The sequence below is a fragment of the Lysinibacillus sphaericus genome (assembly GCF_005217585.1).
Classification (GTDB): domain Bacteria; phylum Bacillota; class Bacilli; order Bacillales_A; family Planococcaceae; genus Lysinibacillus; species Lysinibacillus sphaericus.
Genome location: NZ_SZPT01000001.1, coordinates 648,856 through 675,056, shown reverse-complemented (window position 1 = coordinate 675,056; position 26,201 = coordinate 648,856). Strand labels below are relative to the sequence as shown.

26 protein-coding genes, 2 pseudogenes and 1 riboswitch are annotated in these 26,201 nt (G+C 37.3%); of the genes and pseudogenes, 3 read left to right on the top strand and 25 right to left on the bottom strand.

The window, feature by feature from the left end; all coding sequences use genetic code 11:
- Window positions 1-58 precede the first annotated feature (58 nt).
- From FC748_RS21925 to FC748_RS03285, 9 genes are all read right to left on the bottom strand, one after another.
- On the bottom strand, window positions 59-202 hold the full coding sequence (locus FC748_RS21925; RefSeq protein ID WP_162832708.1) for a hypothetical protein: 144 nt from the start codon (window positions 200-202) through the stop codon (window positions 59-61).
- 1 nt (window position 203) lies between these two features.
- Window positions 204-1,115, bottom strand: coding sequence for a stage III sporulation protein AE (locus tag FC748_RS03320; RefSeq protein ID WP_024361189.1), 912 nt, complete (start codon window positions 1,113-1,115; stop codon window positions 204-206).
- Window positions 1,116-1,127: 12 nt separating this feature from the next.
- Window positions 1,128-1,505 carry a hypothetical protein gene (locus FC748_RS03315; protein WP_024361190.1) on the bottom strand — a complete coding sequence of 126 codons (378 nt, stop codon included), beginning with the start codon at window positions 1,503-1,505 and terminating at the stop codon, window positions 1,128-1,130.
- A gap of 4 nt (window positions 1,506-1,509) precedes the next feature.
- Window positions 1,510-1,719, bottom strand: coding sequence for a hypothetical protein (locus tag FC748_RS03310; RefSeq protein WP_008179863.1), 210 nt, complete (start codon window positions 1,717-1,719; stop codon window positions 1,510-1,512).
- Between the two features lie 99 nt (window positions 1,720-1,818).
- Complete coding sequence (locus FC748_RS03305) at window positions 1,819-2,820, bottom strand: NAD(P)H-dependent flavin oxidoreductase (RefSeq protein WP_108029726.1); 1,002 nt, start codon at window positions 2,818-2,820, stop codon at window positions 1,819-1,821.
- Window positions 2,821-2,966: 146 nt separating this feature from the next.
- The gene (efp, locus tag FC748_RS03300) at window positions 2,967-3,524 is read right to left on the bottom strand and encodes an elongation factor P (RefSeq protein ID WP_108029727.1); all 558 of its coding nucleotides are present in this window, start codon (window positions 3,522-3,524) and stop codon (window positions 2,967-2,969) included.
- Between the two features lie 17 nt (window positions 3,525-3,541).
- Window positions 3,542-4,603, bottom strand: a complete 1,062-nt coding sequence (locus FC748_RS03295) for a M24 family metallopeptidase (protein ID WP_024361193.1) — start codon at window positions 4,601-4,603, stop codon at window positions 3,542-3,544.
- A gap of 2 nt (window positions 4,604-4,605) precedes the next feature.
- Window positions 4,606-5,040, bottom strand: coding sequence for a type II 3-dehydroquinate dehydratase (aroQ, locus tag FC748_RS03290; RefSeq protein WP_024361194.1), 435 nt, complete (start codon window positions 5,038-5,040; stop codon window positions 4,606-4,608).
- 62 nt (window positions 5,041-5,102) lie between these two features.
- Window positions 5,103-5,528: a hypothetical protein gene (locus FC748_RS03285; RefSeq protein WP_108029728.1), complete on the bottom strand. Its 426-nt coding sequence runs from the start codon at window positions 5,526-5,528 to the stop codon at window positions 5,103-5,105.
- Window positions 5,529-5,702: 174 nt separating this feature from the next.
- Between FC748_RS03285 and FC748_RS03280 the strand changes: the two genes are divergently transcribed.
- Window positions 5,703-6,677, top strand: a complete 975-nt coding sequence (locus FC748_RS03280; protein ID WP_029747087.1) for a DUF1385 domain-containing protein — start codon at window positions 5,703-5,705, stop codon at window positions 6,675-6,677.
- Between the two features lie 103 nt (window positions 6,678-6,780).
- On the opposite strand, the gene FC748_RS03275 is transcribed toward FC748_RS03280, so the two are convergent.
- The 13 genes and pseudogenes from FC748_RS03275 to FC748_RS03215 form a co-directional block, all read right to left on the bottom strand.
- On the bottom strand, window positions 6,781-7,689 hold the full coding sequence (locus FC748_RS03275; protein ID WP_108029729.1) for an NAD(P)H-dependent flavin oxidoreductase: 909 nt from the start codon (window positions 7,687-7,689) through the stop codon (window positions 6,781-6,783).
- Window positions 7,690-7,754: 65 nt separating this feature from the next.
- Window positions 7,755-8,486: an ABC transporter permease gene (locus FC748_RS03270; protein ID WP_108029730.1), complete on the bottom strand. Its 732-nt coding sequence runs from the start codon at window positions 8,484-8,486 to the stop codon at window positions 7,755-7,757.
- Window positions 8,487-8,488: 2 nt separating this feature from the next.
- Window positions 8,489-9,208: an ABC transporter ATP-binding protein gene (locus tag FC748_RS03265; protein WP_108029731.1), complete on the bottom strand. Its 720-nt coding sequence runs from the start codon at window positions 9,206-9,208 to the stop codon at window positions 8,489-8,491.
- Window positions 9,198-9,662, bottom strand: a complete 465-nt coding sequence (locus FC748_RS03260; protein ID WP_108029732.1) for a DUF3021 domain-containing protein — start codon at window positions 9,660-9,662, stop codon at window positions 9,198-9,200. Before FC748_RS03260 ends, FC748_RS03265 begins: the two co-directional genes overlap by 11 nt.
- A gap of 10 nt (window positions 9,663-9,672) precedes the next feature.
- On the bottom strand, window positions 9,673-10,113 hold the full coding sequence (locus tag FC748_RS03255) for a LytTR family DNA-binding domain-containing protein (protein ID WP_108029733.1): 441 nt from the start codon (window positions 10,111-10,113) through the stop codon (window positions 9,673-9,675).
- Between the two features lie 146 nt (window positions 10,114-10,259).
- Window positions 10,260-10,541 (bottom strand): DUF1871 family protein, encoded by a 282-nt coding sequence (locus FC748_RS03250; RefSeq protein ID WP_167492620.1) that lies wholly within the window; start codon window positions 10,539-10,541, stop codon window positions 10,260-10,262.
- Window positions 10,542-10,653: 112 nt separating this feature from the next.
- Window positions 10,654-11,652, bottom strand: coding sequence for an LCP family protein (locus FC748_RS03245; protein ID WP_108029735.1), 999 nt, complete (start codon window positions 11,650-11,652; stop codon window positions 10,654-10,656).
- Complete coding sequence (locus FC748_RS03240) at window positions 11,642-12,169, bottom strand: sigma-70 family RNA polymerase sigma factor (RefSeq protein WP_024361204.1); 528 nt, start codon at window positions 12,167-12,169, stop codon at window positions 11,642-11,644. Before FC748_RS03240 ends, FC748_RS03245 begins: the two co-directional genes overlap by 11 nt.
- A 178-nt stretch (window positions 12,170-12,347) precedes the next feature.
- Window positions 12,348-12,698 (bottom strand): hypothetical protein, encoded by a 351-nt coding sequence (locus tag FC748_RS03235; RefSeq protein ID WP_227665464.1) that lies wholly within the window; start codon window positions 12,696-12,698, stop codon window positions 12,348-12,350.
- Between the two features lie 553 nt (window positions 12,699-13,251).
- Window positions 13,252-15,036: pseudogene (locus FC748_RS03230) on the bottom strand (vitamin B12-dependent ribonucleotide reductase); the annotation flags it as partial.
- Window positions 15,037-15,262: 226 nt separating this feature from the next.
- Window positions 15,263-16,144, bottom strand: coding sequence for a DUF559 domain-containing protein (locus tag FC748_RS03225; RefSeq protein WP_108029736.1), 882 nt, complete (start codon window positions 16,142-16,144; stop codon window positions 15,263-15,265).
- Window positions 16,145-16,237: 93 nt separating this feature from the next.
- Window positions 16,238-17,035: pseudogene (locus tag FC748_RS03220) on the bottom strand (ribonucleotide reductase N-terminal alpha domain-containing protein); the annotation flags it as partial.
- Between the two features lie 191 nt (window positions 17,036-17,226).
- A complete protein-coding gene (locus FC748_RS03215) occupies window positions 17,227-18,057 on the bottom strand; it encodes an octanoyltransferase LipM (protein WP_024361207.1) in 831 nt (276 codons plus the stop codon).
- A gap of 124 nt (window positions 18,058-18,181) precedes the next feature.
- Here FC748_RS03215 and FC748_RS03210 point away from each other — a divergent pair, with 124 nt between their 5' ends.
- Window positions 18,182-18,568, top strand: a complete 387-nt coding sequence (locus tag FC748_RS03210) for a rhodanese-like domain-containing protein (RefSeq protein WP_024361208.1) — start codon at window positions 18,182-18,184, stop codon at window positions 18,566-18,568.
- Window positions 18,569-18,741: 173 nt separating this feature from the next.
- Here the strand turns inward: FC748_RS03210 and FC748_RS03205 are convergent, their stop codons facing one another.
- A complete protein-coding gene (locus FC748_RS03205) occupies window positions 18,742-19,656 on the bottom strand; it encodes a tetratricopeptide repeat protein (RefSeq protein ID WP_108029738.1) in 915 nt (304 codons plus the stop codon).
- Window positions 19,657-19,885: 229 nt separating this feature from the next.
- Window positions 19,886-19,962, top strand: a riboswitch (glycine riboswitch).
- Between the two features lie 171 nt (window positions 19,963-20,133).
- On the opposite strand from FC748_RS03205, the gene FC748_RS03200 reads away from it, so the two are divergent.
- Window positions 20,134-21,480 (top strand): amino acid permease, encoded by a 1,347-nt coding sequence (locus FC748_RS03200; RefSeq protein WP_108029739.1) that lies wholly within the window; start codon window positions 20,134-20,136, stop codon window positions 21,478-21,480.
- 238 nt (window positions 21,481-21,718) lie between these two features.
- On the opposite strand, the gene FC748_RS03195 is transcribed toward FC748_RS03200, so the two are convergent.
- Window positions 21,719-22,696, bottom strand: a complete 978-nt coding sequence (locus FC748_RS03195; protein ID WP_108029740.1) for a glutaminase — start codon at window positions 22,694-22,696, stop codon at window positions 21,719-21,721.
- Window positions 22,697-22,987: 291 nt separating this feature from the next.
- The gene (locus FC748_RS03190) at window positions 22,988-25,843 is read right to left on the bottom strand and encodes a hypothetical protein (protein WP_108029741.1); all 2,856 of its coding nucleotides are present in this window, start codon (window positions 25,841-25,843) and stop codon (window positions 22,988-22,990) included.
- Window positions 25,844-26,201 lie beyond the last annotated feature (358 nt).

Here is a 26,201-nt window from a genome sequence, read left to right as displayed (position 1 = left end):
CTTGTACATTGCCTCCTTTCATCTTCTCTTTTTCAAGTGTATGTACGCTTGTTTCCTCCTATGAATTGATAAATGGAATCTTTAATAGCAATTGCAAAAATACTAACGTAATGACAAGTTTTGTTAGTGAAATTATTTGTTTATCATCCGTCAGAAATACGAAAAATTGACAAATAAAGAGCAATGCCAATAAAAGAATCAATCTATCTCCCCCCTGCCAGCACTTGCACGAAAACAATAAGGAAAAAACAAGAAAACATAAATGAAAAAGCAATTAGAAATGATACTGCACATAATGTAAAGAGAGATTTACTAACATGATCAAGTAATTTACATATATCATCAAAAGCAATCGGTTCTAAAATAGCGGCTAATAGTTTTAATGAATACGCACTAACCACAAGCTGGACTGTCGGAATAAACGATACAGTTATCACGGCAATAAAAGCACTTATACTACTAATTGAAGTAGAAAATTGGGTCATATGCTGAAACATTGAAAAACTATCTACGATAAAAGAACCGACTACTGGAATATTTTCTTCTATTAACTTTTTCACTGGCTCTGCAACAGCCTTATTGACACTAAATGCAGCAACACCACTTGCCGACATTAAAATGATGTAGCAAATAACAGACGCAGAAACAATACTCATAATAGTAAAACGAATTAATTCTGCAATTCTCGTAAAAGATATTTCTTTGACAATGACACTGCATACATCAAAGACAATGGCAAAGAGTACACCTGGGATAAGCCATTTACTACTAATGATCGTTAAGACTTGTACAAAAAAAAGCAAAAAAGGCTGCCAAGAAGCAATTGCAGTAATACTACTGGATAGCAAAAAACTAGAAGTAAGAATTGGATAAAAGGCTGTGAATATATGAGAAAGTCCTTGTGCAATTTCATCAATAAGTTGAAATGAGTTAACGACTACTGGTCCAATCGTGGCTAACACAATAAGAAAAAAAAGGATTCTTGTCCCTTTTTCAAATTCTGGTAAAAGCATGTTGACAATTAACGTAATGATGACATAGCCACACAATATGAGCGTCATCTTGAGCAAGAGAAAAAATGGATCGATGAAAAACGAAAGTAGTTGCTCCTGCACTGGCTTCGCCCCTTAGTTTAACCTTTGTAAAATAGATGACACCCCCTGTAAAACAACCACAAATTCTTTAAACCAATACAGTAAAATAACAATTTTAACTGCATCGAAAACGATACTACCTAACACTTTATAGCTATGCTCCACTAATAACATCGACACCCATTGCCCTACATAAAAAAGACTAGCACTCATTACAATGGCTTTTGCATAAGGCAAAAATGAAAGCATATCGAGAATTTGTTTGACGAAAGGCAATAGGAGTGTCGTAAACAAAAAACTGAACAGCAAAAAAGAAAACATTACACTAATTAGCGCGTGGAGTGGCTGTATGACTTCTTTTATAAGCAACAATAAAAGCAGCATGACAACAGCAACAATGACAATTTCCATTTACTTACCCAGATGAGGTTAACCACTGGAAGAATGTTAAAATTTCAGTGAAAAATAGACGTAAAAATCGGAGCAATTCTGCTGTCATATATAAGTAGGCAATAAAAAATAAGAAAAATGAAAATTCTTTCTTCCCTGTTTGATCAAAGAAAACATGAAGAAGCGCTACTACTAGTCCCACTCCAGCGACTCTTAATACGTCTTGTAATTCCATTCATACGCCCCCTCGTGTACAGCAATATATGTCGCACTCCAAAAAAAAAGAACAGTGCCAGTCACTCAAACAATTCAGAATTGTTTGAGTGACTGGCACCTATACTAATTTTTCAATAATACTTTTCACTGTACCGGGTTGCACTAAGTGACTGTTTTCCCCCATCCACATCGATAAATATTGTGGATTGCCTTGTGCTGCACTTTCCTTACGAATAGTGGAGGTTAAATGATGTTGCAATGGATACGGTGCTACAATAGCATCCTTCATATGTTCTGTAAAATGATTGGTTAAGCCACGCGCTGCTTTACCAGTAAAAGCATACGTAATCGTCGTCTGTTGTGGCTTCGACTGCAAGATAGCCTTTTTATACAATGGTGATATTTCGCATTCATCAGCTACTAATAATGCAGTACCTATTTGTACCGCCTGTGCACCGCCCGCTAGTGCGCGCTGCACATCTTCATGAGAAACAATGCCCCCTGCAACAATAATTGGGATTGTTATGTTGCCTACTACTTGTTGCAGTAAATCTTCACGGGCAATTAATTGCATGGGGTTCGTAAATGAGCCACGATGCCCTCCTGCCTCACCACCTTGTAAAACAACCGCATCCATAGCTGATTGCTCAACTTGAATGGCTTCTTCTAGCGTAGTAGCTGTCCCAATCACATAAATATTTTTATCCTTTAAACGTTGAATAACTTCTGGAGATGGTATACCAAATGTAAACGAGCACACAGCTACTTGCTCATCAAGAACTGCTTGCAATTGCCCCTCAAAAACTTCGTTTGACATCACACTTTGCACTGGTGATAATCCGAGCTCATCATAGTAAGGCTGTAGCGCCATACGTGCTTTTTGGAGAACATCTATATCAATGCGTGGCTCTTCTTGCACAAATAAATTTACGGCAAATGGCTTTTGCGTAAGCTTTTTTACTTCCTGAATAAAATTCCTTGTCTGCTCACCATCTAAATAGCCCGCTCCAATTGAGCCTAGTATCCCAACTTCCGCACAGGCAGCAACAAATTTTGGTGTAGTAACCCCCGCCATCGGTGCTTGAATAATTGGATAGTGCATTTCAAATTTTTTTAACATTGCATTCACTCCTTACTTTTATTGTAAACCTTATTTCTCTTTCCGACCTCCTTCTATTTTTACATATTTTTGTACTTTACTCGATATATGTATTAAAAAAAAGTAAAAACCTACCCTTTTGAAAGAGTAGGTTTACAAAATATTACTTATGCACGTGATACGTAAGATGCTTCAGTAGTGTTAATCACTAACTTGTCACCTTGGTTCACGAAGAATGGAACTTGCACGATAAGACCAGTTTCAAGTGTAGCAGGTTTTGTACCGCCTGAAGCAGTATCACCTTTAATACCTGGTTCTGTTTCAGTTACTTCTAATTCAACCGTGTTTGGTAATTCTACACCTAGCATTTCACCTTGGTAAGATTGAATGTGTACTTCCATATTTTCTTTTAGGAATTTCAATTCATATTCAATGGCAGTTGAAGCAAGTTCAGTTTGCTCATATGACTCTAAATCCATAAATACATGCTCATCACCTTGAGCATATAAATATTGCATTTTACGATTATCAATTTGTGCTTTCTCTACTTTTTCACCAGCACGGAATGTTTTTTCATTCACAGAACCGTTACGAAGGTTACGTAATTTAGAACGTACGAATGCAGCACCTTTACCTGGTTTAACGTGTTGGAAATCTAACACGCGATATAATTGGCCATCAACAATAATTGTTAGACCTGTACGGAAATCGTTTACTGAAATCATTTGTGTTCCTCCATTGTTTATAAGATAATAAGTTCTTTTGTCGAATGTGTTAGTAGTTCATTACCTGATTCAGTGATCAAAATATCGTCTTCGATACGAACACCACCGACCCCCGGTACATAAACACCTGGTTCAATCGTCACGGCCATTCCCGGCTCTAAAACCGTATTTGATCGTTTCGATAGGCCAGGGCCTTCATGTACTTCAAGACCAATCCCATGCCCTAATGAATGACCAAATGCCTCACCATAGCCTTTTTCTGTTAAATAGTCACGTGCAATGGCATCTGCTTGAATACCTGTTAAGCCAGGACCAACTTTTTCAAGTGCTAAAAGTTGTGACGCAAGGACTGTATTGTACATTTCTACTAATTTTTCAGATGGCTCACCAACTGCCACCGTACGTGTTATATCCGAAATATAGCCATTGTATAGCGCACCAAAATCAAGTGTGACAAAGTCGCCTTTTTCAATAACTTTATTTGTTGCAACACCATGTGGTAGTGCCGAGCGAAGACCAGACGCTACAATTGTATCAAAAGAGGACTGTGTTGCTCCTTGTTGTCGCATGAAAAATTCTAATTCATTCGAAACGTCAAGCTCTGTTTTACCTGGCTTGATGTAGTCTAAAATATGTGTAAATGCGTGGTCAGCAATTTCACACGCAACCTTAATAATATTAATCTCTTGTGCAGTCTTAATCAAGCGAATTTTTTCAATTAATCCAGAAACGGGCACTAAATCAGCTTGAATTACATTTTTATACAACTCATATGTACCATAGCTGACAGAATCTTTCTCAAAGCCCAATAATTTAATACCCATCGCTTTAACTTGTGTCGCAATTTCTTCTAGGAGTGTTGCTTCATGTTGCACAATTCGGTAATCCTTAATTTGTGCAGTTGCTTGCTCTGTATAGCGGAAGTCTGTAATAAACACAGCATCATTTTGGGACACAATCGCTACGCCAGCCGTACCAGTAAAACCTGTCATATAGCGGCGGTTATACTCGTTCGTAATTAAAATGCCATCGATGTTTTGTTCTTGAAGTATTTTACGAAGCTTTTGTAATTTCAACATAATTATTTCTCCCTCTCAATAAAAGTGCGTAGTGCTAGTTCATAGCCTTTTGTACCAAGTCCACTAATTTGACCTAGACAGGCTGGGGCAAGATAAGAATGGTGGCGAAATGCCTCACGTTTGTGGATATTGGAAATATGTACTTCAATAACCGGTACGGTCACTCCTGCAATTGCATCATGTAATGCTACACTTGTATGGGTATACGCACCTGGATTAAAGATAATCCCATCATACTTTTCATCTTCCGCCTCGTGCACCCAATCTACAAGAACACCCTCGTGATTCGATTGACGAAACTCGACTGTAGCACCAAGAGAAGCCGCAAGATTTTGAACATTATTTTTGACATCGTCTAGTGTTTCATGGCCATAAATATGTGGCTCACGCTTTCCCAGTCGATTTAAGTTTGGTCCATTCAAACATAATAACTTCACGCAGTATTCGCCTCTTTCTATGTACTTGTTTTTTATTTTATCATACCAATTGCATACAGCAACTAATTTCCTTTTTGTGCTGTATGCTCTTTGTAATGAAAATTAGCTGTTTCAAGTAAAAAGCGCAAAAGGCAAATAACCACAACCATAAAAGGGATGGATAATTTTTTAAAAGATGAGGATTGTAACGGTAAATCCAAAACAAACCACTCCAATGTGATTGTTACCAAAAGTCCGATTAAAAATGAAGTCAAGATTGCAGGTATAATATGAACATATCGTAACGTCATATATAAAAAGAATCCGACTAAAAACAGTGCTAACGTTAAAAAACTCCAATGAAATAATTTAGAACTATCTTCGAACAACTCCCATTTTTTATAGAAGCCTATTGGATTCCAACGAATAAAATGAAAAAAATGAAGCCCTTTTAAACATAATGCTAACACGATCGCATTAACAGCAGCGGTTATTAGTCCTACTTTCAAAGCTACCCCTCCTATAAATAAGCAGCGTGCACATTGCTTACACGCCCTGTCTTTAGCCAATGGCAATGAAATACATAAGCGCTCTTCCTAAAAAAGCAAAATTATACGATAAGTGTAGCCATAAAGAAAATTTACTATGCGTACCTCTAGAGGTTTTTCGCTAAATTTAGTACAATGGTACAGTTGAAATATATAAAGAGAGTGGTGTTAGCCTTGAGCAATTCACCTGTATACGGGGGACAAGCACAATTAGAGGGTGTGATGTTCGGAGGGAAGGAACATACGATTACTGCCATTCGCCGTAACGATGATTCCATTGATTACTATCATTATAAAAAAGTCCAAAAACCAATCCTGCAAAAGCTTAAAAAAATTCCATTTGTACGTGGGGTTGTTGCACTTATTGAATCAGCAGGTTTAGGTTCACGTCATATGCAATTTTCAGGGGACCGTTATGACGTTACACCTGGCGAAGAAGTCGAAAATGTAGAAGAAAGCGGCTCAAAATTACAAATGATTTTAGGCGTAGCCGTTGTCGGGATTCTTTCTTTCCTATTCGGTAAATTTGCATTTACACTAATTCCAGTGTTTATTGCGGATTTATTCTCACCATGGATAGAAGGGAAAGTTGGTCAAGTGCTACTTGAAAGTGGCATTAAGCTTCTTCTACTGCTTACCTATCTATATTTTATTTCTTTAACACCAATTATTAAACGCGTTTTCCAATATCATGGTGCCGAGCATAAGGTCATTAATTGCTATGAAGCTGGTATGGATATTACTGTGGAAAATGTGCAAGCACAATCTCGTTTACATTATCGATGCGGTAGTAGCTTTATGCTATTCACTGTGTTCGTTGGTATGTTTTTATATTTCTTCGTACCTACAGACCCGCTGTGGTTACGAATTGTAGACCGTATTTTATTAATTCCTGTTGTATTAGGGGTATCATTTGAAGTACTACAAGCAACAAATGCATGCCGCAATATTCCTTTGTTACGCTATTTAGGTTATCCGGGTCTATGGTTACAACTACTGACAACAAGAGAGCCGATGGACGAACAGGTCGAAGTTGCAATTGCCTCATTTAATATGCTACGTCGAGTTGAACAACAACCTGAAATTGCTGCAACATTAAATCACGATTAATAAAGTTCCATAACTAAGACAATACAAAAACGCACAATTGTTGGTTAAACAGCATTGTGCGTTTTGTTTTTCCTAACATCCTAAAAGGGCACTCATCCAGGGATTACAAAGACTGTACCACATTCAATCGTTGCTTTGCGCTTTCATATTCCTCATGTAATGACATAATAATTTCACGCACAGACTCACGTTTTTCAATCGTTGTGACACCATGTCCTGCCGACCAAATATCACGCCAAGCCTTCACATTTACAAGGTGTGTTAAATCAATAGCCTCTTTTGGCGTTAATGTCGACGGGTCAATTCCTTCTTTTATTAAGGATGGAATTAGCACATTGACAGGCACGCCACTAAAGGCATCTGTATACAAAACATCATCTGTTGTACTTTCGATAACCATATTTTTATAAGCCTCTGGTGCATCTCCTTCATGACAAGCAATAAAGCGAGTGCCTAAATAAGCATAGTCCGCTCCAATAATTTGCGTTGCCAATACATCTGCACCACTTGATATAGCACCTGACAAAATAATGGTGCCATTAAAGAATTTTTTGACTGCAGCGACAAAGCCGAATGGATTCAGTTGCCCACCATGTCCACCAGCTCCTGCACACACAAGAATTAACCCATCTACACCCGTGGCTGCCGATTTCTCAGCATGCTTGACATTGGCCACATCCGCATAGACCTTTCCCCCATAACGGTGCACGATATCAATCACACGCTTCGGGTTGCCAAGCGATGTAATGACAATAGGTGGCTCATATTTTTCAATTAATTGTAAATCTTCTTCAAAACGTGCATTCGCTACTGGATGACATATAAAATTGACGGCCCATGGCTCTGTTGGCAACGCCTCTTTAATCTCTTGAAGCCAGTCTACGCAAGTTGAAACGGGTCTTGCATTTAATAGTGGAAACGAACCAATAGCCCCTGCTCGACTTGCCTCGATGACCATCGCTGGATTCGAAATTAAAAACATTGGTGCTACAATAATTGGTAAACGTGACATTCTCTCTCCCCCCTTTCTATATAAACATTCGAGCTACCTTCCAAAATCCCTACTTTAAAATTTAATTAAAAATGCGCTCGCATTTTTTGCTTAAACGCTAAATTGACAATAATAAACGTGAAGAGCGTATAAACAATGACAACAGATAGGGGTAGGATGGCATCATCATAATGTCCATTTAGCACATCTCGTGCAGCATCCACCGCATAAGCAAATGGAAGGAAGTTCGCTATCTTTTGCACTGTACCTCCAATCATATCTAGCTCAAACCATGTACCACTTAACCAAGTAGCAATGTTTACAAATATTGCGAATAAGCCACCAACTTGTTTATCTGTAAATAATGTCCCTAGTAGCAACCCAATTCCAATATATAGTAAGGAAATAATAAGTAGCACGACTACTAACAGTAACGTATAGAAATCCAATGTTAAACCTAGAAACCCTGCTGTTAATAAACATAAAACAATTTGTAAAATGGCAATCGGCAATAAAGGTAAAACATACCCGACAATATAATCCACTGCGACCATCGGAGAAGCAAAGATACGCATTAAAAATGAGGTACTTTTATCTCTCCCGAGTAACATACCCGAGAAAAGTGTGAGGAATGAAAAACTAAAAACAATTACGCCTGGCGTTAGATTGTTGATTTCATATAACCCAAACGGGATATTTTTTTGCATGACAGAAAATAATCCCATCAGTACTATTGGTAAGCCAATACCGAAAAGTAGCGTTAATGGATCTCGTATAATTTCTTTATGATTTCTTGTTGCAAATACAATCGCTTTCAATGTTATACCTCCTTTGTTAACTCTAAAAATACTTCTGTTAATGTTGGTTTTCCCGTTTCATCTATTAATTGCTGTACTGTACCAAGAGCACATAATCTCCCTTGATTCATAATACCAACACGATCAGCTAACATTTCTATTTCCTCTAAATAATGAGTAGTTACAACAATCGTTACATCACCTTTTATTTGCAATAAAATTCTCCATAAATCACGGCGTGCTCGCACATCCATACCTAATGTTGGTTCATCAAGAAAAAGTATTTGCGGTTTCGACATCATGGCCATCGCTACACTTAATCTGTGCAAATAACCGCCTGATAGCACTTTTGCCCTTTTCTCCTTCACCGACGTCAAACCAAATAAATCCATTTGAGAGACTGCATGCTGTTGTGCTATTTGCTTTGAATCTCCGTAAATTTGGCCCATTAACAGCAAATTTTCCTGCACAGTTAAATTGGGAGCAACAGCCGTTTCTTGAGGAGAAATATTAATGATTTTCTTTACAGCCGTTTGACTGAAAATAATACTCTCTCCTTCCAAAATAGCATCTCCACTCGTTGGTGTTAAAAGACCACAAAGCATTTTAATCGTAGTGGTCTTTCCTGCGGCATTTTGACCGAGTAGTGCGAATAGTTCTCCCTTTTTAACGCTTAAGGTCAACTGGTCAACTACCACTTGATTCTTATAATGTTTTGATAGTGCTTTAATTTCAATTGTCACTATACTCACCTCTTAAAAGTACTCCATTTATTTTTTCAATATCGCGTTTTGATAAGTTATATTGCAAAAGCCAAGTCACAACATAAGTACCCAAAAAACTCGCTATTAAAGAAACGATATTTATCATCGTTTTAGGGGTCCACAATATCAAAACAACCGGAATCCATACTAGTGCCGTTATAAAAAAATGTACTGTATATTGTTTCAACATCCCCCATTTCGCCATATCAAAGATTAATGCAGCCAAGGCAAAAACAATACCAATCAAACCTGTTAACAACATTTGTGTAACAACAGCTGCTAGCTCACTTTCAAATAACGCCCGAAATTCAGGTAAAACGAATATATACCTTCCTTGTCCCAAGCCGATAGATAAACAAAGCTGTACAAATTGTCCAATCATAACACCAATGACGTATCCACCTAATATGCGGATCAGCAATTCTTTTTTCATGTTTTTCACCTCATATTCCTAATTGTTTCTTGATTTTTGCAACATAGCGCCTTGATGCAAACGTTTTAACATTGCCTTCTAGGAAAACACCAATCGTTCCTGTTTTACTTATATCCATGTATTTAATTTTCTTCCGATTAACAATCTCAGCATTTGATATTCGCACAAACATTTGTGAATTTAACTTTGCCTCTAGTTCATACATGCGAAAACGAATCGTAAATAGATTATCTGCCGTTTGAACGAGGACTTTTTTCTGCTCCGTATATAACCTTATAATGTCTTCACAATGAATAAGCTCTACCCCCTTATTTGACAAAACCGGTAATGTATCTTCCTCAGTAGAAAAAATATTCCGCATGATGTGCTCGATTTCAGTTGTCATTTTATCTGTGTATATAATGATTTTAGGTTCTCTACATAGTGGATCAATGGATACTTCTACATTCATATCCCACACCCCCTTCATTCGCTTTCACTATAAAGATTTCAACCAACGATGTAAATGCATTTTCGACGACCGGTCGTTTTCAATGAATAAGTGGTTATATAAAAAAGTGGCTATCCGTTTTATTTGACGAGATAGCCACTTTTATTTTAATTTGAAGTTTGATTCTCACTCTCTAAAGCCTTGATTTTACTGTAAATTTCCAACGCAATTGGATAGCAATTCGAAATTGCAAAAACTTCATCTACCGAGAACATTTTTACAAAAACTTCATGTATCCTAAGCGCTAAATTTTCAACAGAAGTTACTGTTGGTAGCAGCTCTACAATCACCCTGATTTCTGGGTCATATTCATCCTCAGGTGTGTAATGCAAAAATCGCTTTGGATCCCAATTATCAATGACTTCCTTAACAATTCGATAGTGCTCCATATTACACCTCTTTAACATTTTTCCTCGTAAATATAAAAAGTGCGTTAAACTTATTAACGCACTTCTAGTATAAAATCATTTTCCTATAAATTACAATAAATCCAATGTTTAATTACTCAAATGTCGTTAACTCTTCGGAAATGGCTGTTAAAAAATCTTTCTCAAACGTAATGTAATATTTTCCATCTATCATATCATCTCGAATGCCGGCACTTAACGATACTGATTTAATTGAATGAAGATTTATGTTGTTTTCAAACAATTGTTCTAGTGGTATATTGGCTTCAATTTGAGTAGAAAGTTCTTTTAATTTCGCTTGCGCCATTTCGTTTTTCGTTTTATTCACCACAATTTGAATAAGATTTAATAAGTTTTCTTCCTTTAAATTTCTCCCGTCTGTAGCAGCCATCATTAATGCCACAACCTCTTCCCCATTTAAACGATTCGTTCCTTTTTTGAAATCTAGCCCTACTTTCGTGATAGCTCTTACGCGAGTATCTTCTTGCAAGTCATAATCTATACCGTTTATAGATGCAATCCATGCTGAAAAGGTCTCTAAGTCGATGACCGCATAATAATCAATGGGTAAATTAAATAGGTTGGAAACGGTCGTTCTTACATTTTCTGCTCCTCCTGAACCAAAAGCATAAGCAAATAATAATTTATCGTACACTGTAGTCCCATCATTGTTCGCTATCGGTGCATACGTTTCACGAGGAATCGACAGAACTTTCATAGCGTTTTTCTCTTTGCTATATGTGAGTAAAAGATTTAGAGGTATTCTATCGTCCTCCTGTTCTGCTTTCACCGTAATTAAAGTAGTGACAATTTGATCTTCCTGAACTACTGTTGCACTATTGTTCCCATCTTCATGAAAGCTCTTAGGCAACATCGATGGCATAAATAAAACTAGACATAAGCCTAGCACTAATAATGAAATGAGCACTGGCACAATCTTTTTTGAAAAAGGAACAAGAGACTTCTTTTGTACTCGGTGTTTCTTTTCCAACCTACGAATTTGTTCAAAAACCTTTTGTCGGTCTTCTTGCGTAAATCTTAAATCTTGATTAGAAATCTTCTGCATTTTATCTCTTAATCGCTTATCTTCCATTCAATTCAGCCTCCTTTATCATCGACTCTAATCGTTGTTTGGCTCTTCTTAATCTCGTTTTCACTGTATTCATTGGAATATCCAATACTTCAGCAATTTCATCTGTCTTTAACGATTCATAGTAGTAGAGATACACCACTTCCCGATACACTTTTGGCAGAGAAAAGATGGTATCCTTTAGTTCTTCATTATTGTATTTATCGATTACTGTTTTTTCTGTTGATGGATAAATCGACTTCGCTGTTTCATGAATAAAACTTTTTACTTGTACCATTTTGAAATGCCAACTTTTTAAATAATCTTTACATTCGTTAATTGCAATACGATAGAGCCATGTCTTTATATGGGCATCATAGCGAAACGTATCCACGTTTTTGTAGCATTTGATAAACGTATTTTGCACCATATCCTTCGCAATTTCAGTATCTTTTACATAAGAAAATGCCAATCGTACCAACTCATCACCATATTCAATCATCATTTTTTCTAATAAGAAATCTTTTTCTGTTCTGTCCATCTACTACCCTCCCTTCCTCTCTTAAATTCTGCTATTAGACGATTAGTAAATGATTATAGGTTCAATTTTTAAAAAATAGTATTTTAAAAGTTTGACAAAAAAACCTGTATTTATGAATTACACACGTAATCATAGATACAGGTTTCTACACGGCTCTTCGTCGTTTAATATGTAAGTGTTAAATAAGTTCTACTAACTCTGGGTTGAATATCACTTGATGGATCCTCCAACAATCAGAGTATTCTGTAGCAATTTCGTGATTATGCAAGCAGACCCTATTCATTCCATCACAACCATCAAGACCACAACAACCATTTAATCTGCTTCTATTTGAATGGCGTTTTGAATTGATTAAATCCTTGATGTTAATAATGATAGAACCTTTTACTATATCGTAAGCTGTCTCTTGTTGAATTAAATAGAAGCCTCTAGGAATGTAATCTTGACCATCATTTTTATTAATCAAATTTAAATCTTTTAATTCTATTAATGATTCAGAAATTTCTAATTTACAAGCTTTACAAAGCACTTTCAACTTGTCGTTTCCTCCTTTTATTGAAAACCTTTTTCTTAATCGCTATGCTAACGATATATTCAATCCTATTAAAAGAATATCCTCTTTCACCTAGTTCGCTTAAGAAAATCAGCAGGCTGATTAAATATTGAAGGTCCTGTCGTTAAAGAAATATTACAACAACTGCATATATCTGATGTTAATGAAGTAAACTATATGATAAAAATCGAACTGATTGGGAGCTTTATTCGTTCGTTTGACCCTTCAATTAGGAAGTAAATATTTCATAATAGAAGGTATTATTAAGAAAAGAGGAGAGATACGATGTTCGATCAAGTTGGGTATTTTATTTTACAAGCTCTGTTAATTCTAACAATTTTAGTTGTTACAGTTGGAATCGCGCTTGGAGAAACGCTGATTCGAAAAAAATAACACTCCACCCAAATGGATTTAGTTGAAGTTACTTTCTTCATTACTATTCAGAACAATACTAACACAATTATCCAATAGAAAACCACCTCATCTCTAATCATCTATAGAGGTGAAGTGGTTTACTTTAGGTTTTATTTTACAAACCGCATTTTAATTGTGCACCACAGTTTGTACATGTGTTACAGCCACCCATTTCTTCGACTGTGCCTTTACGACAAACTGGGCATGTGTTCCCTACATCTGAGCCGATAACTGTTGTTGACTCAAGTGCTTGGATCGTATCCACTAATACGACTGGACGTTTTGCATGCTCTTCTACTAATTCTTCTTCAAATGATAATTGATCCATATCATTTTCTTCTGCTTTTAGTGTCAGCACTTGTGAATCACGGCTACCATCAACATAGACCGTACCACCTTTAGCGCCACCTTTATAAAGGCGCTCGTACACTTTTTCAACTTGTTCGACCGTATAGCCTTTCGGTGCATTTACTGTTTTAGAAATCGACGAATCAATCCATTTTTGGATAATGCATTGCACATCCGCATGCGCCTCTGGTTTTAATTCCATTGCCGTCACAAACCATTCAGGTAACTGATCTTCCGATGCTTCTGGATGACGGTCTAAGTATTCTTGAACGATTTCTGCTTTTACTTCAATAAACTTGCCTAGACGACCAGAACGATAGTATGTGAACGAGAAGTATGGTTCTAGACCCGTTGCTACGCCTACCATTGTTCCTGTCGATCCTGTTGGCGCTACTGTTAGTAAATGCGAGTTACGTATACCTGTTGCTAAAATTTGCTCTTTAATGTGCGCTGGCATTTTTTGCATAAAGCCTGTTTCTGTAAAGGCTTTACGTAAACGTGCCGTTTCTTCCTCTGTCGCCCCTACTAGGAATGGGAAGCTGCCACGTTCTTTTGCAAGCTCTGTAGAAGCCTCGTAAGCAGTTTCTGCAATTGTTTTAAAGATTTCATCTACAAGTGCATTGCCCGCTTCTGAGCCATATTCTTTTTCACAATAAATAAGTAAATCCGCTAAGCCCATTACGCCTAAGCCAACTCGACGTTCACCAAGAGCTTGTACACGGTTTTCTTCAAGGAAATACGGCGTTGCATCGATTACGTTATCTTGCATACGAACACCAACACGAACCGTTTCACGTAATGCTTCGTAATCAACTGTTTGATTTTCTTTATTGGCAAACTGCGCTAAGTTGACAGCAGCTAAGTTACACACTGAATACGGTGCTAGTGGTTGTTCACCGCAAGGATTCGTCGCAACAACACTTTGACCATATGCTTTCGCGTTTGTCATATCGTTGGCATTGTCAATAAAGAAAATCCCTGGCTCTGCCGAATATGTTGCACAGACGTTAATAAGATTCCAAAGCTCTTTTGCTTTAATCGTACGATATGTGCGTACTTTATAGCCCATCTTCTCCCATTCACGTACGTCTCCAACTTTATGCCACTCACTATTGTAAACAGCCATTTCTTCTTTTGTATATTCTTCAACCGCTGGGAAACGCAGATCGAATTCAGCGTCCGCTTCAACAGCTTCCATAAATTCTTTCGTTAACGTTACAGAAATATTAGCACCCGTTAAAAACTCTGGGTTATGAACTGTGTACGTTCCACCGTCACGCAATTTATTTTCGGCTTCACGAATAATGCCACTGTCGAATCCGCCTAAGCCTTCGATGCCTTTATAATTCACAATGCCTTGATACATTGCTTCTTCTTGCATTGAAAGCGGCTTAAAGTTTAATTTTTCTTTCGCTAGACGAATAATCGTCTCATCTGCTGTATTTTCCATTAGGTATCGTAAAATTCGTGGATTTTGCATTTTTGAAATAATAAATTCCACGATATCAGGATGCCAATCTGCTAGCATAATCATTTGTGCCAATTCCCTTGCGCGGGTTCGTTACACCCACTCTCTATGTCGCCATAGAAGTTGAGACCATATCTTACATCTAATTAGATGTCCTCGCACTTCGGAGTGACTTCACTCCTACTCTACTCACTTCCGCTATCCTAGCGTGTTTTCGATGGTCGTTGAACCTTCCTCATCGATAGAGGCTTGGCTGCTGATTGTCTTTATCCCACTACTATTTTTAAGCATTCACGCTTACCGTTTCCAGTTACGTTGTAGCTAGCAGTGCATTTATAATGCGTTTTTTAACATTTTCAAAATCATGTTTTATCTCATCTTCCCAGAAACGGAGTAAATTGTAACCATTTGCTGCTGCAATTTGATTCTTTTCAATATCCCTAGCTTTTATTCGCTTTTGAACTGAATAGAAGGAGGAGTAAAACTTTGGATTTCCATGCCAAAAATCCCCATCACATTCGATTAAGATATTCGTATCTACTAAGTGAAAATCAAATTGTGCGCCTTCGAGTATAAAGGAATATTTATAGGGAATAGATTCTTCTAGCAGGAAAGACTCAATCGTTCTTTCAATGCTCGTTTTTCTATAGGTTGCTCCCTCTATTTGTTTCAAAGCAGCTTGTCTAATTTTTTCTATCGTTTCTTTGCTGTATATCCCAGTCTTGCCACTATTCCAAGACGGGGTGCCATTCAACTTTCGAGTTTTGGCTGTTTTAGAAATAATAGTTTCAAAATGAAGTTTCTTTTGCTCCATAGACATCTCGTTATGCCACTTGCCAGTGTTTTGTGATCTAAGTTGACTTGCACATTCTTTACTGCAAGTTTTTGTCTGACGATGTTTTTCATCAAACAGTTTTCCACATATTACACAAGTTAAAGGGGCACCTTTTCCTCGACAGCTTCTACTGCAAAATTTATTGGGAATGCCTCGCCTTAGTTTAACTATGTTATTACATAAAACATATTGGCAAGTTACCATTTCTTTTGGATAAAAATGAGAAATCAAATAATCATTTAATGTTAAATTATGCTCATTTTTTAAATGAGTTGTAAACCATCCTTGCTTATTGTGATTAATTTTAAAACCACATATTAAACAAGTCTGAGGTTGCTTCGCATCATAAACTTCCATATTTTTCACCTCGATTAAAGTGATAATATTTCAGTCAAAGAGATCCCAGCAATTCACGAGGTTTGTTTACGCAGAAGCACTAAGATTATCCATACCTCTGCGCGATCCACCCTGTTCGACAAGGTGAGTCAGTTTTGCAATGTCATCTAGCCATGATACCGAACCTGACGATTTACCGTTCACACCACGTGCTAACGTGTTGCGAGGACGAAGTGTTGAACCATTTGTTCCTACACCACCACCACGGCTCATAATTTCCATTACTTGCTTGCGGTGATCACTGATTCCTTCACGTGAGTCCGCTACAAATGGCATTACATAGCAGTTAAAGAAAGTTACATCTGTTTCAGATCCTGCTCCATATATGACACGACCAGCTGGTACAAATTTTAATGAAACGAGTTGCTGATAAAATTTTTCAAACCATTCTTGTCGTTTTTCAGCTGTTTTTTCAACAGAAGCAAGCCCTGTTGCATTTCGTTTAGCAATTTGTTCATAAAAAATTTCAAGAGGCTTTTCTAGCACGTCAATTGAACGTGTAATCACACCTGTTTCCTGCTCTTTTGGATCATCTAATGCGCTACGGTAGTCTTCTTCAATCAAAATATCTGCTGTTTTTGTAGCCTTATCAATATGTTGAATTGTTCCTAAACCACGTGCGGGGAATTTTGGATCTGCCTTCACTGTTAATACGACGAAATCACCAGCTTTTAGCGTTTTCTTTTCCGTATCCTTAAACGAGTAGCGGTCGATCATCACAAGTCTTGATACACCTTTATGTGTGATATGCATATCAGGCGTGACAGGGTGAACCTGTGGGAATTGCTCAATATCTTTGTTTAACTGTTCAATTTGTTTGTTTACATCGGGTTGATGATTTGTAAGTACCATCGTTTTGCCTCCCCTTACAATAATAAATACACAATATCATGTGCCGTTAAACACTACATATTGTGTATGTCGCTTTTAAAAAGATACTATATATAGTTTTTAAATTCAACTCTTGCAATTTCGGATAGATTGGTTACTGCTTGCCATTACAAGGTTTAAACGGTGAAAAAATATTTTTCTTATACCACATTTTACTTTTTAAAGTTCCAATCATCATGCGCATATTTTTTTTCCGCTAACTCATGCACATATTTTAATTGCTCCTCAGAAAGTGTAAATGGTTTTAATTCAATTTGCAACGATTTTGCAAAACCATCTCGAAAAGCAGTTACACATTGTTCAATGGACACAGGTTCTTTTACAAGACTATTAATGGCAACTGCCTTCTCTGGTAGCTTTTTGCGCATACGTTCTTTCGCCGCTTCACTTGAAAAATTAAAAACAGATAATAATTTATCCTCATCAAGATCAAGTAAAATCGCGCCATGTTGCAAAATAACACCTTTTTGACGAGTTTGTGCACTACCCGCTATTTTTTTCCCTTCAACGACAAGTTCATACCAACTCGGTGCGTCAAAACACACGGCACTTTTTGGCTGCTTCAAATCTGCCTTTTTTTCCTCTGTGTCAGGCACACTGAAATAGGCATCCATTCCTAAATTATGAAAGCCTTGCAATATCCCTTCACTTAGTACTCGATACGCCTCTGTTACGGATTCAGGCATATTTGGATAGCTTTCCGTAACAATAACGCTATATGTTAACTCATGTTCATGTAATACTGCTCGACCACCCGTTGGACGACGAACAAATCCTATTCCTTGTTCACGTAACGCATCTAAATTAATATCTCTTTTCGCTTGTTGGAAATAACCAATCGACAATGTCGCTGGCTCCCACTCATAAAAACGAATAACAGGGGGAATTAAACCCTCACTATGCCAATCAAGCAATGCCTCATCTAGTGCCATATTAAAAGAGGGACTACATTTTCCTGAATTTAGAAAATACCAAGTTGTCATTATGTCATCTCCTACATCTATCAATCATTTCTAGCCACAATCTAGTTAATTTTATCAAACTCATTGGACTATCGCCAGCGCATCTTTTATAATAATAAAGAAGATAGAAAGGGGTAAGAAGAAATTGGATATACTTATCACAATTGGTGTCGTTTTAGTAGTGCTAATTGCATATATCGCGATTAATGCAATGCGACTAAAAAAAGCCGTAACCAACCTAACACAAGAACAATTTATTGAAGGCTACCGTAAAGCGCAGTTAATCGATGTGCGTGAACAAAAAGAATTTGATGCAGGTCATATCCTTGGCGCACGAAACGTTCCTTCTACAGCATTACGTCAACGTTATAAAGAAATCCGCCCAGATTTACCAGTATATTTATACTGTCAAAATACAGGCCGTAGCGCGCGTGCTGCTCTTTACCTAAAAAAACGTGGCTACAATCAAATCTACCAGCTTGAAGGCGGCTTCCGTAATTGGACTGGTAAAATTAAAACAAAAAAACAATAAGCAAAGTGAATTCAATCAGGCTATAGCAACTATTTAACATAGTCCTTTCCTCAGTGAAGTAGGATACTAGCGCTTGGTTTTTTCATAAAAAGAATCCTTTCCAAATGTTTTGGTAAAGGATTCTTTTTGCTAATATTCAGAGTTTCTTCTATATAATAGTAGTTGTCTAACGACTAACCATCTAGTTCGCTGTCACCATGTCCTTCATCATGCATCGGACAGAAAAAAGTATAACAGCGTGAAGCGATACTCGGCTCATTTTGCAACATAATGTGGTGCTGTAAATGGGCACTGTTCACCCGCTCCATATTCGCTCTAAGCTGCGCCTCCTCTTCTGCTACTTCTTCTTCCGTCCAGCCATATTCCAACGTCTTATTTGCCAAGTCAGCTATTGTTTGCGTACATTCCTCCATAAACGTTGCAATCACTGCTTTTTTATGCGCTTCATCTCCTAATTGGTGAAGTACCCATACATAATCTGCGATCCATTCACCTGTATGGGCATAATGTTGGTAGCCTTTTGCATACCACATAGCGGATTTCTGATAATCTCCAATTCGCCCGTACAACTCTCCTAGCTCTACTTCACCTATAAATCGTTGCTGTTCTTGTTCAATGATTGCTATCCACTTTTTAGCATGCTGAAAATCGTTGGCTAACACAAAACATTCGACAGCATGCATCAGCCCATAGTCCTCGCTTTCATACGATTTTATAAAAAGCTGAGCAGCCTGTTCATATTTTTGTTGTGCCTTGTATAGAGTTGCTAAATTATGCGCTACGACCGGTGATTGAAATCGGTTATATGCTTTTTCTAGCCATTGCTGTGCCGAATGATTGTCACCTCGGCGCATAGACAATTCGCCTAATAATGCATATGGGGAATACGTTTTTGGTTGCCATGCAACAGCCTGCAATGCATAGTGATATGCTTCTTCGTATTGATCCTGTTCTTTATGGTAATCTGCAAAATTATGCGCAACAATACAATTGGGCTGTTCAGAAAATGCATCTAGCAATAATAATTTGGCCTGTTCACTCTCCCCTTCTTGTGCTAACAATCGTGCTGCTTCTTTTACTCGCTCCATTCCTCCACCTCTTTTAGCTTTGTAGTTGTAAAAATAATGATAATGTATTTATTACTCTATGTCTAAAATAACTATTTTTTGTAACAAATATATCATCATGAAACCAATTCTTCTTTTTACCTGCATACTACTGAAAATTTACCCTTGTATTATTGGCTCGTCATTGGTAGGATAAATAATATCTTAAAATAAAGATTGAAGCTATGAATGCTATGGATGAAACTATAGCAGGAGCATTTCTGGAGAGAGCGCAATTAGCGTCGCCGAAGGGTTCACTATCTCAGGCAAAAGGACAGAGGAGTAAGATAAACTTTCACCATGAAAGCTATACCACACGACGAATGTTGCATTGGATATGTTACAAACTAAACCTTCAGTCACGGTATTTTTATTCTGACGTTTACGAGACTAGTGTTGCTACTAGTCTCTTTTTTATTTTCCAGCTAGCGCTTCTACGCATCTTATGGGGGAATAAACTTGGAACAACATCAGTTAAAACGAGAATTAAAAAATCGCCATGTGCAACTTATTGCAATTGGCGGAACAATTGGGACTGGCTTATTTTTAGGATCAGGTAAAGCGATTGCTTTAGCAGGGCCTTCGATTATTTTGGCTTACCTCATTGTTGGGATCGCCTTATTTTTTGTCATGCGGGCACTAGGCGAACTACTATTATCAAACGCAGGCTATACATCATTTACAGATTTCGCCACAGAGTACATCGGCCCTTGGGCTGGGTATGTCACTGGTTGGACCTACTGGTTTTGTTGGATAATGACCGCGATGGCAGATATTATTGCCGTCGGTGTCTACGTACAATATTGGTTTAATATTCCGCAATGGATACCCGCTATTGGCTGTCTAGTACTGCTATTATTTCTTAATTTATTGACAGTAAAGCTTTTTGGAGAACTCGAATTTTGGTTCGCACTGATTAAAGTTGTAACAATTGTTGCATTAATAATTATTGGATTATTCATGCTATTCACAGGCTTTCAAACAACTTCTGGCACTGTATCAGTAAACAATCTTTGGGCACATGGCGGGCTGTTCCCGAACGGTATTTATGGCTTCCTAATGGCCTTCCAAATGGTTGTTTTTGCTTTCGTAGGAGTTGAACTAGTCGGTGTTTCTGCTGCAGAAACAGCAGATCCGAAAAAAAATATTCCATCTGCCATTAATAAAATTCCACTGCGTATTTTACTATTTTATGTAGGCGCATTAACAGTCATTTTATGCATCAACCCTTGGTATGAAATGTCTGCTACAAGCAGTCCATTTGTACAAGTATTTTCATTAGCAGGTATACCTATCGCAGCAGGTATTATCAATTTTGTTGTGCTGACATCTGCGGCTTCAGCAGGCAATAGTGGTTTATTTTCTACAAGTCGTATGCTTTATAATCTTGGCCGTCACAAGCAAGCATCCGCTTCTTTTGCTAAGCTAAATAAAAACAGTGTGCCAAGTAACGCACTTGTTCTTTCAGCCATCGTTGTATCAATAGGAGCATTACTGAGCAAGCTCATGCCAGAAAACGCTTTTAGCGTCGTAACAACGATTAGTGCTATTTGTTTTATTTGGGTATGGAGTATTATTCTAATCTCGCATATTATCTATAAACGTAAAAACCGCGCACTCCACGAAGCGTCGATTTTTAAAGCACCATTGACACCTTTTGTGAACTATTTAGTACTTGCTTTCTTCGCGTTTTTGTTAGTAATTATGTTGATTTCCGAAGCGACTAGAACAGCGCTTTTACTAACACCTATCTGGTTTATCGTTCTTTTCATTCTTTATAAAAGCAAAAATATCAACAATAGATAACAGCAATTTTATAAATTCGCGACAAATCCACTTTAAGACGCAATCACAATGCATTGCGTCTTGTCTTTCATTATAATAGATGATTAAACCGCCTACAGTTCTCCAATTAACCAACACTACTATATGTAGTTATAGAACTGATATCGCTATTGCCTTATACTAGCAAGTTGTCAGGCGATAATAGGGATAAAAAAACGTAGATAAGCCTTTGTGCTTATCTACGGTATTTTTCACCTTATTAAAAAATCGTCATATTCCACTCATCTGCAACATGCTTAAGTAATTTTACACCTGCTACACTATTTCCGATATCATCAATAGCTGGCCCATAAATCCCGATGCCACAACCAGCTGGGAAAGGTGATTCCAAGCTTGCGTGATTGGGAACAGCCGCAACAATGGCACCAGAGACACCACTTTTAGCTGGCAAACCGATAAAAGCAGCAAACTTACCTGATGCATTATACATACCACATGTCACCATTAGGGCTTTCGCTAATTTAGCCACTTGTTTTGGAAAGAGCTGGATTTTCCGCTGTGGATGGTAGCCATCATTCGCGATTACTAAGCCAATCATTGCTAAATCCGAAACATTGACTTCAATTGCACATTGCTTCAAATAAACTTCCAATGCTTCTTCAACTGGACAATCTAAAAAGCCCGAATCCATTAAATAGTAGGCTAATGATCGATTGCGATTAGCTGTTTGCCATTCAGATTGAAACACTTCTTCGTTTACCTTTAACTGTTTGCCAACCATTTGTTCTAAAAACGACAGGATTTTCGCCACTTTCTCCTGTGGCGAACTGCCATCCAGCATCGAGGACACTGTAATCGCTCCTGCATTAATCATCGGATTAAAAGGTTTCCCAGGCTGATGACTTTCAAGACGAATAATGGAATTGAACGTATCCCCAGTAGGCTCAACATCTACCCTTTCTAAAACATAAGGCAACCCTCGGTCCATACAAGCTAAAATAAAGGTCACAACTTTTGAAACACTTTGGAGGGTAAATAATTCCGTTACATCTCCTCCAACGATTTGTTCACTATTCGGTCCGATAATGGAGATGGCTAGTTGCTGTGGATCTTTTTGTGCTAAAGCTGGAATATAGCTGGCACATTTCCCTTCCTTAGCAAAGGGACGGAACTGCTCAACCCACTGCCCTATCGATTGACTATCGTGATGTTCAACTTGATGATGATGTATTCGCATTGCTGTGCTCTCCTTTTCTAGTTAAAAACAGAGCCCTCATAGCTTGAACTACGAAGACTCTATTTGATTCATCTAAGTCAACCATGTATTGTAGCGTCTGTCATAAATTATGACAAGAGAAAATGTCTAAACAGTTACTGCTTTTCGGACTTAGTATACACAATGAATGACTTCTCAAACCTTACCTTAAATATAATACCAAATTAGCCCCTGTTAGACTAAGACAAAAATAGTATGTAAGGTTTGTCTTTCCCCTTACATACTATTTTTACAGATTACACAGAAGTCTGCTTACAGATCGCCTGCGTACATATTCTTATACAGATTTTCTAGTTTTTTAGAGAGTTTACCATAGGCTGTTTGCCAAGCTTTGCGAGCAGCTTCATTGCCATTTGTATCAGATACATATAGCGCATGAACCTCTGCTACTTTTTTCAAGTCATTCTCTGCCTGTGTCAGCTTCGAATAATTTTTTACGACGCTTTTTTCAGAAGCAGTTAATTTATCGTAAGCAGTGCGAATTTGCGTCACTTTCGCTTCTAAATTCGCAATATAATCGCCATTTTGGACAAGTGAATTAATGTCCTCTATTAACGTTAATGCAATATCGTTTGCTTGCTGAAGTTCTTTCTCCTTGGCGATAATTTGTTGGCGAACATTTTCACTGACTAAACTCATTTGTTTAGATGTTAGCTTCGCAAATGCTTTAATAACCGTTGTTGGATTGCTTACAAACGACTTATCGTATTGCTTCATAAATGACTCTACCTTTTTAACATCTGCAATAGCTGCTGTTAAAATTGACGCATTTGTTACGCGTTTTTTATCGCTGGAACTTAGTTTATTATATTGGTTCGCCAAGTTTTGAATATCCTGTATGGATACTTTATATAAATCATCCGTTTCAATTGCCGCAATATCTTGTATTAATTTCGAAATATCAGGTGCAGTCGTGTCTACTAAACGATTTTTTAATAAATCCTCGTACTGCGCTTTCGCTAAATGCTGTTGATTAGCAGGCAGTTTCGCATAAGCCGCTTCGACTGATTCAATTTTTTTCGTTTGCTTTGCAACATCTAGTTCTTCTCGAGCTGCTTGTACTTTTTTATGGAATGCTCTTACCCCAGTAAGATCTTTTGTCGCTGTAGTTAATAAATCATAGTTTGTTACATATTTTCGTGCTGGAGATGATAATTTTTTGTATTGCTTTGTTGCCTCTTCTACTTCCGCTTCAAATTGCGTAAATGTATAACTTGTTACATTGGCGAAAGCTTGTATTTTAACTTTCAGTGCTTCCGCATCTGCCTTATCAGTAGGTTCATTGCCATTATTCCCTACCGTTATATTAGGAGAGCTATTTAAAAATTCCTGCGCGTTATAAACAAGTGATTGCTGTAAAGTCGTTAATTTATTGTATGCTTTTAGTGTATTACTGTAGCTTGTTTTCAGCTTACTTTCTGTCACGCCAGCCGTGTTAGCAAGCTTTTTATAGCCATCTATATCTTTAATCACTTTTTCTGCAGCTTTAAAGTCTTTTTGCAAGATTAAAATACGATCATAGTCGATAATTTTAGCCGCTGAATTTTTTGTTAAACTTTTATAATCCGATACGATTTTATTAATATTGTTTACATAGCCTTGCCATGAATCTGCTGTAGGCTTAATTTGATATTGCTTATCACCAATATACGCTTTAATTTCCTTATTCAAACTATTGATCATATCCTGCTCAGCATTTTCCGCATTAAGCAACTTCACTTTATAGTCATTTGGCACTAAAAGCAATTGTTTATACGTTAATTTTTCATAGCTAGAGCGAATGGATTTAGCAATTGTCACCTGCTTGTTCGCTGTCGTATTCGCTGTCAATTTATCAAAAAGTTTAATAAACTGTTCTATCTTTTTCAAATCTTGCTTAGCGTCTTTAAGTATCGTTTGATTTTGTACAGCTACTTGATAATTTTTCGATAGTTTCGCAATATCAGCTTCTATTTTGTTTACCGCTAGCTGTAACGCTTCGACACTGTTAGGGGCATACTTAATGAGCGCACTATCATAGTTTAATAGCGCCACAATCTCATTATTAATTCTTCTCACTTCCGCTAAATCTGCGGTATCAGATGGTTCTTTTACTAAAGCTTTAATACCACTGTACAAAGTATCATTTACGTCTAAACTACGTTGTAATAAATCAAGCTTGTCATAAGACGCTTCTAGTTCGCTAATATATTTCGCTAGGTCTTTTTGCTCAACTGTTTTAATATTGTCTAATTGCTTATTTAATTTGCTAATAGCCTCAACATCTGCCAGCGCACGCTTTAGTACATCATAGTTCGTAATGCTTGCCTTTGCAGTAGCTGAAAGAGCTTGGTATTTCGTTTCTAATGCTTTTACATTCGCTTCAAATGATGCAAAATCTGTTACCTGATACTTGCTATCGCTTTTGCGTAAGTTGGTAATGCTCGTCACAAGTGTTTCAATTGGCTGTTTTGAAACTGTTAGCACTTCTGTGAAATCAGATTCCACTCTCTTAGTACCGACTTTCGCGATTACTCTGACCGATATATCTTTTTTATTTGTTTCAAGCGCATCTTTAGGAATCGTATAGGACTCTGTATTTACTCCCGAAATAATCGTAAACACATCACCCGTTTTATAAAACCATTCATAGCTATATGTAATTTGATTACTTTGAATTACAGCACCCTTCGTATCAGTAACTTTAGCTCCGATTACTTTCACTGTGTCACCAGGTAACACATTATTTTGAGGACCGTACCCCTCAAAAGAAGGTTTCTCAATTTTTAAGGACAACTCTGGTACCACTATTGGGCTACTCGTATATTTAGTATCTGTCGTCGTCACAGCCTCCACTAGGACTGTTTTACCCTCTGCCTCTACTGGTAATTTAAATGTAGCCTCTGTTGCACTAGGAATCGGTTTATTGGAACCCCCTTCAACATAATACCACTGATAACTTTTTATGTATGTGCCAGCTGGTGCACCTTTTAAGTCGGCATTAAGCGTTACACCTACTAAAGGGTTACCTGTTATTGTAAGGGTCGTTACTTCTTCTGCCCCTGCTACAGCAGGCACAACAAATGCTGCGGGAATAGCCGCTACTGTAAAAAGATATTTTTTATTCAAAACGTGTTGACCTCCTTTTTGTTGCCTACGATATATATCGGTAAATAAACAAAAATTTCCCTTATTATTGTCAAACAATCTAAAAAAGTAAATTCTACCTAATTTCCAGCGTAGTTCTAGTATTCTTTTGATTGTTACTAACTGAAGTACATACATCAAACAGTGCTCTATCCATCCATATTTACAAAAACATAAATCGACGTACAGTAAACTAACAATTAACAAAAGAGGCATCTCAAAACTATAGAGAAACCTCTTCTTTCTTTGTTTTTTAAGGATAACAAATTTCAATTTTTTCTTAAGTAAAATCAACAATGTAGTATATAATTCTGTATACACAATAAAAAGTGATTTAAAT